Below are 12,564 nucleotides of genomic sequence, written 5' to 3'. Positions count from 1 at the left end.
ACTTTTATTTCATTAGAAAAGGAGACATAATATGGAAAGTTATAAACAAGTATTATTAGATGAAATTCCAGCATTTAGAGAAAAAGGGCATAAGTTTTTAGAAAAAGAAATGTCAAAGATGGATTTTAAACATGCTTCTGGAGGTATGGGGGTTTACGCTCAACGTGATGGACAAAGTTTTATGATAAGACTTAGAGTTGCATCAGGAATTTTAAATTTAGAACAATTAAAGTTAGTTCAATATTTTTCACATAAATACAATTTAGAGCAAATACATTTAACTACTCGTCAAGCAATACAACTTCATGGGTTAACTATAGATGAAGTTTGTGACATAATGGAAGAAGGGATACATAAGGATATGTACACTAGAGGTGGAGGTGGTAACTTCCCAAGAAACGTTGCTATATCACCTTTATCAGGTGTTGATCCAGAAGAAGCTTTTGATGTAACACTTTATGCAACAAAGGTAAATGAACACTTTATGAGTAAGATAACTACTTATAAATTACCTAGAAAATTAAAAGTATCTTTTTCAAGTTCACCTAAAGATGCAGCAAATGCTACTATAAATGATTTAGGATTTTTAGCAGTAAAAAAAGACGGCAAAGATTATTTTAGATTATTTATAGCTGGTGGAATGGGAAAAAATCCTATAAAAGGTGCTGAATTTGATGAATTAGTTGAGCCAAAAGATGTATTATATCATGTAGAAGCTATGACTAATTTATTTATAGAAAAAGGAAATTATGAAAATAAAAACAAGGCTCGTACAAGATACATACTTATGGAAATGGGAGAAAAAGCTTTAATAGAGTGTTATAAAAAACACTTAAAAGAAGTTAAAGAAAAATGCAATTTAGATTTAAACTTAACTCCTAAAGAATATAATAAAAAGGGTATAGAATCTAATATAAAAGACAATAGATTATTTAGTCAAAAACAAAATGGATTATATGCAGTTTATGTTCATCCAGTAAATGGACAATTAAAAGTATCAGATTTAGATAAAATAATAGATACTGTAAAAGATATGGATGATATAGAAATAAGACTTGCTATGAGTGAAGGATTCTATATAAGAAATTTAAATGGAGAAGAAGCTAAAACAGTTTTAGATTTAACTGAAAACATGACTGGAAAATATAAAATAGAACAAAGTACAGCATGTATAGGAGTGCCTATTTGTCAGATGGGTATAGCAGAAAGTCAAGATACTTTAAGTGAAATAATAGCTTATTTGAAAGAGAAAAACTATACAAGTGACACATTACCAAGAATACACATTTCAGGATGTAATAACTCTTGTGCAACGCATCAAGTGTCTCCTATAGGATTTGCTGGTAAGAAAAAAAGAGTTAATGATAAAACAGAAGATGCATTTGAACTTCATATGGGAGGATGCGTAGGAGAAGATAAAACTAAGTTAGGTAAAATATATGGAGATATATTAAGAAAAGATGTTCCAAGCTTTTTATATGATATGGCAAAAGCAATAGAAAATTCTAACTTAGAGTTTTATGAATATTTAGCTCAAAATGAAAATGAAGTAAATGAAATAGTAAATAAATATTTAGTATAATAAAAAAGAACCCTATAAATTTATAGGGTTCTTTTTTGTAATAATCTTGGATTTAAAGGAAAAGCTAAACCTATAAATTTATATTTGAAAGGAGAATTATATGAAGGTAAGGCTAGGATATGTAGCTATAGCTTTAAATTTACCAAAGGTAACTTCATCAAGCACATTAACCTATGCTAGATATACTAAATTAAATAGCAGTATAGATAAAATAAATAAACTTAAGGAAGTTACAAGATCAAATATAGAAGATTTAGAAAAAATTTTAAGATATAATATTGAAAATAATATACATTTTTATAGAATTACATCTAACTTAATTCCGTTAGGAACGCATCCAGAAGTAAATTTTCAATATAGAACGTATTTCAAAAAAGATTTTGAGTATATAGGTAAACTTATAAAAGATAATAACATGAGGGTTGATACGCATCCAGATCAATTTAATGTAATAAATAGTTTACGAGGTGAGGTTGTAGAAAACACTATAAAAAGTTTAAAGTTTCAAAGTCAATTATTTGATGATATCAATTATAAAAATGGAAAAATGGTAATTCATATAGGTAGTTCACAAGGTGGAAAAGAAGAGAGTATTAAGCGATTTATAAATAATTTAAAGTATTTTCCTAAAGAGGTTGTAAGTAGGTTAATTTTAGAAAATGATGACAAAGTATTTAGTGCTATAGATGTACTTAATATATGTAAGGATATAAAATTACCTATGGTTTTAGATGTTCATCATCATATATGTAAAAATAATGGAGAAAAATTAAGTGATATAATAAATGAGGTTTTTGATACTTGGAAGAACGAAGAATTGCCTCCAAAGATTCACTTTTCAAGTCCTAAGGAATTTGAGAAGGATAGAAAACATGCAGATTTTATAGATAGTAAAAGTTTTATGGACTTTATATACTTAGCAAAAGAAAAAAGTAATAGAAATTTTGATATTATGATAGAAGCTAAGAAGAAGGATTTAGCGTTATTAAAATTAGTTGAGGATATAAAATCTTTAGATAAAGATATAAAATTTATAGATAATTCAACCTTTGAGATATAAAAAAGCTCCCTATAGGGAGCTTTAATTACTTTTTAGGTTTAAAAGAACTTTTTAAAGGAACTATTCTATTAAATACTAACTTATCTTCAGTAGTATATTTATCATCTACATTAAAGAATCCATGTCTTACGAATTGGAATTTATCTTGAGGTTTAGCATTTTCTATAGCAGTTTTTTCTACAAGACCTTGAACAATTTCAAGAGAATTAGGATTAATTTGTTCTAAGAAATGCTTACCTTCATTTTCAGGAGCATCATCTAATATTAATGGTTCAAATAATCTAAATTCACAAGGAACACAAGAAGCAGCATCTACCCAATGTATAGTAGCTTTAACTTTACGTCCAGTAAATCCAGAACCACTCTTAGTTTCAGGATCGTATGTACAATGTATTTCAGTTACGTTTCCTTCTTCATCAGTTATAAAGTCATTACACTTAACAAAGTAAGCACCTTTTAATCTAACTTCATTACCAGGGAATAGTCTAAAGTACTTCTTAACTGGTTCTATCATAAAGTCTTCTTGTTCTATATATATTTCTCTAGAGAATGGAACTAATCTTTTTCCTTTAGTTTCATCTTTAGCATTGTTTTCTATTTCAAGCATTTCAACTTGGCCTTCTGGATAGTTAGTTATAACTAATTTAAGTGGCTTTAATACACCCATAGCAAGTGGAGCTTTAGGTTGTAAATCTTCTCTTACAAAGTAATCTAACATTTGACTATCAACAGTAGAATCTGCTTTAGCTACACCTATTTCATTACAGAAGTTTCTTATAGCTTCTGGAGTATAACCTCTTCTTCTAAGACCTGCTATAGTTGGCATACGAGGATCATCCCAACCATCAGTTACACCTTCATCAACAAGTTGTTTTAATTTTCTTTTACTCATAACAGTATTTGTAAGGTTAAGTCTTGCAAATTCTATTTGACGAGGAACTTTAGGCATTTCACATTCAGCTACAACCCAATCATATAAAGGTCTTTGATCTTCGAACTCTAAAGAACATAGAGAGTGAGTGATTCCTTCTATAGCATCTTCTAGTGGATGAGCAAAAGCATACATAGGATATATACACCATTTATCACCAGTGTTGTGGTGGTGAGAATGAGATATTCTATATATTGCAGGGTCTCTTAAGTTGATATTAGGAGAAGACATATCTATTTTAGCTCTTAATACTTTTTCTCCATCTTTAAATTCTCCGTTTTTCATTCTTTCAAATAAATCAAGGTTTTCTTCAACAGTTCTGTTTCTATAAGGACTTTCCTTACCAGGCTCTGTTAATGAACCTCTGTATTCTCTCATTTGTTCAGCATTTAAATCACATACATAAGCTTTACCTTTTTTTATAAGTAAAACTGCTCTTTCATACATTTCATCAAAGTAGTTAGAAGCAAAGTATAAATTAGTCCAGTCAAAACCTAACCACTTTACATCTTCTTTTATAGAGTTTACATACTCTACATCCTCTTTAACAGGATTTGTATCATCGAATCTTAAGTTTACGTTACCGTTAAATTCCTCAGCTAAACCAAAATTTAAGCATATAGATTTAGCATGACCAATATGTAAATATCCATTTGGTTCTGGTGGGAAACGAGTTATGATAGTATCGTGTTTTTTAGATTCTAAATCATTAACTATTATGTTTCTTATAAAGTTTGATGACTTATTTTCATTTGACATATTCGTTACCTCTTATCTATTAAATTTGTATTATTATTATATAATTACTATTATTAATAATTTTAATTCAAATTGCAAAAAAAATAAAGGACTAGGAGGCAATTTATTGCATTTATAAAGAAAAATATGTAAAGAAAATGTTTGCGAAGTATAAAAAATAAAATAGATATTAAACTTATATTATAAAATTATTTGGTAAAAGAAGTAATCCACAGACTTACTAACAAAATATAAACAATATTAACAATATTAACAATTTAATAATGAAATTTATATATAATCTTGCTATAATTTAATTAGAGTATTTTTATTAGGGGTGGGGAGATGCTAAATTTTAAGTTTTGTAGTGAAATATTAAAGACATGTCCTTTTCCATATTTATATGGAAGGGTCGTAAAAGATGAAAATGAAATTTTTACTGACTTTATAATAAAAGACTTAAATGAAAAAACTTGTGAATTATTAAACCTAGAATTTACTGACATAGAGGGAAAGAGTATAAAGGATGTAATACCTGGAATATTAGATAAAAATTTAAAAGAAGGAAAAGAAGATCAAGATTCATATATACCTTATTTAGATGGGTGGTACAAAATATCTATATCATCAGTATCTAAAGATAGATATGTATTGTGGATTATAGAAAATAAAAAATTAGAACATTTAAAAATTTTACAAACTCTAGTGGATGCTATTCCAGATTATATATTTTACAAAGATAAAAATAGTAAATTGATTGGATGCAATAAAAGTTATTCAGATAAATTAATAAAACTTGATAGAAGTAAAATAATAGGAAAAACTGATGAAGAGTTACCTGTAGTTGATATAAACTCTAAAAGATATAGGCTTAAGGATTTAGAAGTAATGGAATCTAAGACTACTAAAACATATTATGAAAATGTTACCTTAAATAGCGGAGAAATTATACACCTAGAAACGGTAAAAACACCAATAATATCTGAATCTGGAGATGTTTTAGGAGTTATAGGTGTAGCTAGAAATATAAATGAAAGAAAAAAATATGAAGAAGATATAGAAAAAATAAGAGCAGAATCTTTAGCAAACATAGCACATGAATTAAGAACACCACTAAATCTTATATTTAGCTCTGTTCAAATGCTAAATTATAGATATGATATTATAAATAATAAAACTGGAGAAAAAGATGATAAATATTTAACTATAATAAAGCAAAATGGGTACAGGTTATTAAAATTAGTTGATAATATAATCGACTCTACTAAATTAACTTATGAAAATGTAGAATTTAATCCTAAAAACTATGATATAGTTAAGTTTGTTGAAAGTATATGTGATTCTGTTAGCGATTTTGCTACTCAAAATGAGATGAATATAATATTTGATACAGATACAGAAGAAAAAATTATAGGGTTTGACTTAGATAAGATGGAAAGAATAGTTTTAAATTTATTGTCTAATGCATTAAAATTTAACGAAAAAGGTAAAACTATACAAGTTACTATTAAAAACTATAAAAACAGTATAAAAATAAGTGTTAAAGATGAGGGAATAGGTATACCTAAACATGATTTACATAAAATATTTGATAGATTTAAGCAAGTAAAACATAAAAGTGTAAATAGTAAGGTAGGAAGTGGAATAGGTCTATCTTTAGTTAAATCATTAGTAGAGTTACATAAAGGAAGTATAGAGGTAAAAAGTGTATTAGGAGAAGGTAGTGAGTTTATAATAAGTATACCTAATAAATTATATAACAATAAGTTAGAATTAATAGATGAAACGATTTTAAAAGAAAAGTTTGTACAAAAGATAGATGTAGAATTTTCTGATATATATGCTTAAAAGTGGATGATTTATAAATAATCATCCACTTTTTTATTTTTGTATTTTTTCATTAGATTATTTTTAATTTAAGTATAACGTTTTTTGTGTGCATTATAACATAATTTAAAGTAAATAATAAATTTTAAACATAAAATTTGATTATAAAAATAAAAATTTTTCATAAATTAAAGAAAAATAAGAATATATTTACATTGACAACATGTGTTTAAATTGTATTTGTAGTGGTATAAGAATATTAAAATTATAGATTAAAAGTTTGGAGGAGTTTTTTATGGAAGTAGATAAAATGACACAAAGAGTCCAAAAAAGCTTAAATGATGCTTTTAGTGAAGCTGTTAAAAATCACAATCAACAAGTAGATACAATTCATTTACTTTATGCATTGATAGACCAAGAAGATGGATTAATTCCTAGAATAATAGAAAAAATGGGTATATCTGTTGAAGGCCTAAAAGCTAGTGTAAAAACTGAACTTTTAAAATTACCTCAAATACAAGGTGAGGCAGCTAGTTCACAAGGTGTAGTAGCTACTAGAAAATTAAATGAGATACTTTTAAAATCAGAAGAAATATCTAAAGAATTTAACGATTTATATATAAGTGTTGAACATGTATTTTTAGCTATAATAGAATTAGAGAAGCATTCAAATATAGGTAAAATATTTAAACAATTTAACATAACTAAAAACAACTTTATGGAAGTATTATCAAAAGTTAGAGGAAATCAAAGAGTTGAGACTCAGGACCCAGAAGGAACTTACGATGCATTAGCTAGATATGGAACAAACTTAATAAATTTAGCTAAGAAAAATAAATTAGACCCGGTTATAGGTCGTGATGAAGAAATAAGAAGAGTTATAAGAATTTTATCAAGAAGAACTAAAAATAATCCTGTACTAATAGGTGAACCTGGTGTTGGTAAAACTGCTATAGTAGAAGGATTAGCAGAAAGAATAGTAAGAGGAGACGTTCCAGAAGGTCTTAAAGATAAGATTATATTTGCACTTGATATGGGTTCATTAATAGCAGGTGCAAAATATAGAGGAGAATTTGAAGAAAGATTAAAAGCTGTACTTAAAGAAGTTCAAGCTTCTGAAGGTAAAATTATATTATTTATAGATGAGATACATACAATAGTAGGTGCTGGTAAAACTGATGGTGCTATGGATGCAGGAAATCTAATTAAACCAATGTTAGCACGTGGAGAGCTTAACTGTATAGGAGCAACTACTTTTGATGAATATAGACAATATATAGAAAAAGATAAAGCACTAGAAAGAAGATTTCAACCAGTTATAGCAGATGAACCTAGTGTAAGTGATACTGTATCTATACTTCGTGGACTTAAAGAAAAATTTGAAATACACCATGGTATAAGAATACACGATTCAGCAATAGTTGCTGCAGCTAAATTATCTGATAGATATATTCAAGATAGATATTTACCAGATAAAGCAATAGACTTAATAGATGAAGCTAGTGCAATGATACGTAGTGAAATAGATTCTCTACCAACAGAGCTTGATATTGTTAGAAGAAAAATATTTACATTAGAAACAGAAAGAGAAGCACTTATTAAAGAAGATGATGAAGCAAGTAAAAGAAGAGTTGAAAAACTTCAAAATGAACTTGCAGATTTAAAATCAAAAAATGACGATTTAACTGCAATATATGAAAAAGAAAAATCTCATATAATGAATATAAGAAACCTTAAAGCTAAGCTTGATGAAGCTAGAGGAGAGGTTGAAAGATATGAAAGAGAATACGATTTAAATAAAGCTGCTGAACTTAAATATGGGGTAATCCCAAATCTTGAAAAAGAGATAAAAGAAGCAGAAGATAAAATGGAACAAGACAATGAAACATCTTTATTAAAAGAAGAAGTAACAGAAGATGAAATAGCACAAATAGTAGCTAAATGGACTAATATACCTGTAACTAAGTTAGTTGAAAGTGAAAAAGAAAAATTACTTAGACTAGAAGATGAACTTAAAACTCGTGTTATAGGACAAGATGAAGCAGTAACTGCAGTAAGTGATGCTGTTATTCGTCATAGAGCAGGTCTTAAAGATGAAAATAAACCAATAGGTTCATTTATATTCCTAGGACCTACAGGAGTTGGAAAAACAGAACTTGCTAAAACTTTAGCTAGAAATTTATTTGATAGTGAAGAAAATATAGTAAGAATTGATATGAGTGAATATATGGAAAAACATGCGGTATCTAGACTTATAGGACCTCCTCCAGGATATGTAGGATATGAAGAAGGTGGACAATTAACTGAAATAGTTAGAAGAAATCCATATTCAGTTATATTATTTGATGAGATAGAAAAAGCACATGAAGATGTGTTTAACTTATTCCTTCAAATACTAGATGATGGTAGACTTACAGATAATAAAGGTAAAACTGTTGACTTTAAAAATACTATAATAATAATGACTTCAAATATAGGAAGCTCATACTTATTAGAAGGAGAAGGTAAAATAACAGATTCAACAAAAGAACTTGTTATGAATGAAATGAAAAGAAGATTCAAACCTGAATTTTTAAATAGAGTTGACGATATAATAATGTTTAAACCACTAGATAAAGAAGGTATAAGAAAAATAATAGATATATTCCTAGATGATTTAAGAAGAAGATTAAAAGATAGACGTATAACTTTAAGCATAACAGATAGTGCTAAAGATATATTAATAAATGAAGGTTATGACCCTATATATGGAGCTAGACCATTAAAAAGATATATAGGAAATATACTAGAAACTAAGATAGCTAAAATGATAATAGCAGGACAAGTATATGATGGTTGTCATGTAATTATAGATGCAAATGATGAAAACATAGACATCAAAGTAGAGGATATGTAATTCACAAAAGGAGATGACAGCAATGATAAAGATCTTAATGAAAGATGGAAATGAATATGAAGCTGACTATAAACATGTAAAAGACTTTATGGAAAACTTTTTAGAAGATAAATTAAATGAAAATGGAGAATTACCATGTAAGTTAGTTGAACTTAAAAGTGGTGTAAGTATAAATTTAAGTTCAATATCTTCAATAGAAGAGGAAAAGTATATAAATGGAATTGATACATTAATTCCATAAAAAATAAAAATGTGTATCTCAGGTATTGAGATACACATTTTGTTTTTATTAGTTTTATATTTTATAATATATTTAAAATTTCTAAATAGTCATTAACTGTATCAGATAAATATTTTCCTTTATAGTAATCTATTTTTACATCTTCAAAATTTTCAAATTTAAGTACTGACTTTGGTCTTTCTTCAAATGTGCCAATTACATTAAAATTTTCATCTAAAAAAGCAATCGTTGGACCTTTAAAGTTTTCTTTTTCTATATTCAAAGCCTCACTCATAAATTTTTTACCTCTACCCATAGTTATGACTGATATATCAAAATTGTCATTAATATCAACAAATTTTTTTAAAACGGATATATTAAGCTGAAAATCAGGACACCATATTTCTCCAGAAACAAGGCAGTTAACTTTATTTGGATAAGTAGCTATTTTATTTATAATATCTTCACTTAAATTGATTCTAGATGTATTTTTAGGTATTCTAGCTCTTTCAGATTTACTACCGCTACCAACACAACTTTCAAAGCTTTCACCAACTTTATATAAGTCTTTAATACTCATTTCAATTGCCATAACAAATCTCCCCTATTATTATATATTTATAAAAATTATATCCAAATAATTTAAATTAGTAAACCTATATACTTATTAAAAAGTTGACGATTTTAAAAATATAGTTCAAAATATAAAAGTAAGTATTTAGAGAAAGGATTTTTTTTAGTATGACAGATTGTGAAAGATGTACAAAAAATGAAAGTACTATGATGATAGTTATGACATTAGCTGTTATGTTTTTTAACATAATAGGAGCTATAATAGTATATGTTACATGTCAAGTTTATGGAAAACAGTCGGCATTTATTAAAAGAAATGGAACAAGACTTATTGATTTTTACATATCCTTCGTAATATATGAAATTATAGTCTTATTATTATGTTTTGTAGAAGTTGGAAAATATTTATTGCCTATAATGACACTTGTATATGCAGTTATATGTATAATGGCTATAATACAGTATTATAAACATAAAGAATTTATATATCCTTTAACTTTAAAAATTCTTCAAAAACTAAAGTAAATAAAAAAGAAATATGGACTAGTTTTAAATTAGTCCATATTTCTTTTTTATTTTACTATCGTATTATAGTATATATTAAGTAAATAAAATAAATTATTACAAAAATTATACCGTGAATTTTAGTAAGTGAGTTATTCTTTTTAATAAATATGTATAAAAGAATTGTTACAGCAGTCATAAAAATAGTATCTATTATAGCTACCATACTAACAGCCATAGGATGTATTAAAGCAGCTAAACCTAGAACTAACAATATATTAAATATATTAGAACCTATAACATTTCCTATAGCAATTTCTGTTTCACCTTTTTTTACTGCTATTACAGAAGTAACAAGTTCTGGAAGTGATGTTCCCATAGCAACGATAGTAAGGCCTACTAAATTAGGACTCATACCAAATGATGTTGCTATATTAGTTGCAGAGTCTACAACTAAATCTCCACCAAACACTATTCCAACTATACCAATTAAACAAAGTAGTAAAGTCTTAGGCATATGTATAGTCTTTGTGTCTATAGCTTCAATGGCTATAGCAGCTTCCCCACTAGAACTTTCAACATCTTTTGAGCTTATATTAGACTTTATCATATTTATTAAGAATAAAACAAATAATACTAAGAAAACCACACCATCTAATCTGCTCAAATTAAAATTAAAGCTTAAAACTAAAAGCAGTATACTTATAAAAATTAAAAATGGAGTATCTTTTTTTATAGTTTCTTTTTCAACTGGCAATTTAGCTATGATAGATGAAACTCCTAAAACTATAAGTATATTAAAAAAGTTAGAACCTACTACATTAGCAATACTCATATCATTTTGACCAGCTAATGAAGATGATACACTAACAGCTGCTTCTGGAGCACTAGTTCCCATAGCAACTATAGTTAAACCTATTAGCATAGGTGAAACATTAAACTTTTTTGCTATGGAAGATGCGCCATCAACAAATATATCTGCACCTTTAATAAGTAGGGCAAATCCAATTAATAAAGTTATAAATGGCATAAAAACCTCCTAAAATTGACATTATCATAATAAATAGTATAACACAAAAAATACCAATATAAAATATTAACCCATGCATAATAAATCAAGTAACTTTTCAATATTATAAGCATAAGATATATAAAAGAAAATAAAGGGGACTTGTAAATGGTAGCGATTGGATGTATTTTAATAGGTATTGGAATAGGTTTAATTTTAGGGCAGATACAAGGCACCATAATATTATCTTTAGTGGGGCTAATAGTTGGAGCTTTTTTATACTCAAGAATGGCGGTATACATCAAGTTGAAATTAAACCCTAAAGTGAAATCAATAATATATATAATTTTAGGAATTTTAATAGGAATAGTAGTTGGAATTATAACAGGGGAAATGAAAGGTGCTGTGATTATTGGTATAGGTGTTAGTTTGGTAGCCATAGATATGATGAATTACAGAAGGTATATAAGGAATAAAAATAGTGAAAATAATAAAATTTAAAAATTTAAGATATACCAAAAAGGATTTAAATACAAAAAAATTTATAATCACTTTTGGTATATCTATTTTTTATATAATAATAAAATTATAAATATAAAATTTAGCCTATGAGTACAAAAATATTAAATATTGCTACAATATAAGTTAAGGTAAAATATTGGAGGTTAAAGTATGGAGAAGTTTATAAACTATAAGGGGAGTTATCTATGATTAGTTATTTAAAGATAACTCCTTTTTATTTATAAAAACATGTGATATTAATTTTGTTGATTAAGTATATTATATTGAGGTGATAAAATGAAAAACAATATTTTAAATAAAGTAATGCAAATATATTTTAAATATTTAAGTATATCAAATATTATTTTTTACTCAATGTATATAATATTTGTTAAACATTCAAATTTAAGTTTTAAAAATATTATATTTATAATGATATCTTCAATTTCAATGATATTTATACCAATACTATATTTAGTAATTAAAACTAAAAAAGAAAAACTAAAAAATACATATATGTATATGAACATTATAATAGTTACTATGTGTTTTGATATATTATTATTAAGTATGGAAAGAAACTTTAGTTTTATATACTTGGTTAAATCCATAGTAATATCATTAATTTTATTCACTCCAATAAGAATAACTATATCATCATTAATTAATTTTGTTATGAATAGATGTAAAAAATTAAATTTCAAAAATGCATCTAATTAAAAA

General features: G+C 26.5%; 11 protein-coding genes. 8 read left to right on the top strand and 3 right to left on the bottom strand.

What is annotated here, in order from left to right; translation table 11 throughout:
• Window positions 1-31 precede the first annotated feature (31 nt).
• Window positions 32-1,582, top strand: a complete 1,551-nt coding sequence (locus ABFX13_RS07225) for a nitrite/sulfite reductase (RefSeq protein ID WP_346044364.1) — start codon at window positions 32-34, stop codon at window positions 1,580-1,582.
• A 100-nt stretch (window positions 1,583-1,682) separates the two neighbouring features.
• Window positions 1,683-2,642, top strand: coding sequence for a UV DNA damage repair endonuclease UvsE (gene uvsE / locus ABFX13_RS07220; protein ID WP_346044362.1), 960 nt, complete (start codon window positions 1,683-1,685; stop codon window positions 2,640-2,642).
• A 25-nt stretch (window positions 2,643-2,667) separates the two neighbouring features.
• Here the strand turns inward: uvsE and ABFX13_RS07215 are convergent, their stop codons facing one another.
• Window positions 2,668-4,332 (bottom strand): glutamine--tRNA ligase/YqeY domain fusion protein, encoded by a 1,665-nt coding sequence (locus ABFX13_RS07215; RefSeq protein WP_187005608.1) that lies wholly within the window; start codon window positions 4,330-4,332, stop codon window positions 2,668-2,670.
• A gap of 324 nt (window positions 4,333-4,656) precedes the next feature.
• Here ABFX13_RS07215 and ABFX13_RS07210 point away from each other — a divergent pair, with 324 nt between their 5' ends.
• From ABFX13_RS07210 to ABFX13_RS07200, 3 genes are all read left to right on the top strand, one after another.
• Complete coding sequence (locus ABFX13_RS07210) at window positions 4,657-6,159, top strand: PAS domain-containing sensor histidine kinase (protein ID WP_346044359.1); 1,503 nt, start codon at window positions 4,657-4,659, stop codon at window positions 6,157-6,159.
• Between the two features lie 274 nt (window positions 6,160-6,433).
• The gene (gene clpB / locus ABFX13_RS07205; RefSeq protein WP_346044357.1) at window positions 6,434-9,034 is read left to right on the top strand and encodes an ATP-dependent chaperone ClpB; all 2,601 of its coding nucleotides are present in this window, start codon (window positions 6,434-6,436) and stop codon (window positions 9,032-9,034) included.
• Between the two features lie 22 nt (window positions 9,035-9,056).
• Window positions 9,057-9,275, top strand: a complete 219-nt coding sequence (locus ABFX13_RS07200) for a hypothetical protein (protein ID WP_346044355.1) — start codon at window positions 9,057-9,059, stop codon at window positions 9,273-9,275.
• A gap of 61 nt (window positions 9,276-9,336) precedes the next feature.
• Here the strand turns inward: ABFX13_RS07200 and ABFX13_RS07195 are convergent, their stop codons facing one another.
• The gene (locus ABFX13_RS07195) at window positions 9,337-9,846 is read right to left on the bottom strand and encodes a thioredoxin family protein (protein WP_270647665.1); all 510 of its coding nucleotides are present in this window, start codon (window positions 9,844-9,846) and stop codon (window positions 9,337-9,339) included.
• 149 nt (window positions 9,847-9,995) lie between these two features.
• Between ABFX13_RS07195 and ABFX13_RS07190 the strand changes: the two genes are divergently transcribed.
• Window positions 9,996-10,352 (top strand): magnetosome magnetite crystal formation protein family, encoded by a 357-nt coding sequence (locus tag ABFX13_RS07190; RefSeq protein WP_346044353.1) that lies wholly within the window; start codon window positions 9,996-9,998, stop codon window positions 10,350-10,352.
• 55 nt (window positions 10,353-10,407) lie between these two features.
• Here the strand turns inward: ABFX13_RS07190 and ABFX13_RS07185 are convergent, their stop codons facing one another.
• Window positions 10,408-11,361 carry a calcium/sodium antiporter gene (locus ABFX13_RS07185; RefSeq protein ID WP_346044350.1) on the bottom strand — a complete coding sequence of 318 codons (954 nt, stop codon included), beginning with the start codon at window positions 11,359-11,361 and terminating at the stop codon, window positions 10,408-10,410.
• 147 nt (window positions 11,362-11,508) lie between these two features.
• Between ABFX13_RS07185 and ABFX13_RS07180 the strand changes: the two genes are divergently transcribed.
• Complete coding sequence (locus ABFX13_RS07180; protein ID WP_346044348.1) at window positions 11,509-11,841, top strand: hypothetical protein; 333 nt, start codon at window positions 11,509-11,511, stop codon at window positions 11,839-11,841.
• Window positions 11,842-12,138: 297 nt separating this feature from the next.
• A complete protein-coding gene (locus ABFX13_RS07175; RefSeq protein WP_346044346.1) occupies window positions 12,139-12,561 on the top strand; it encodes a hypothetical protein in 423 nt (140 codons plus the stop codon).
• Window positions 12,562-12,564: the final 3 nt, after the last annotated feature.

It is taken from the genome of Paraclostridium tenue, assembly GCF_039521565.1.
GTDB classification, from domain to species: Bacteria; Bacillota; Clostridia; order Peptostreptococcales; family Peptostreptococcaceae; genus Paraclostridium; species Paraclostridium tenue.
This window is presented reverse-complemented; position numbering and strand designations above follow the sequence as displayed.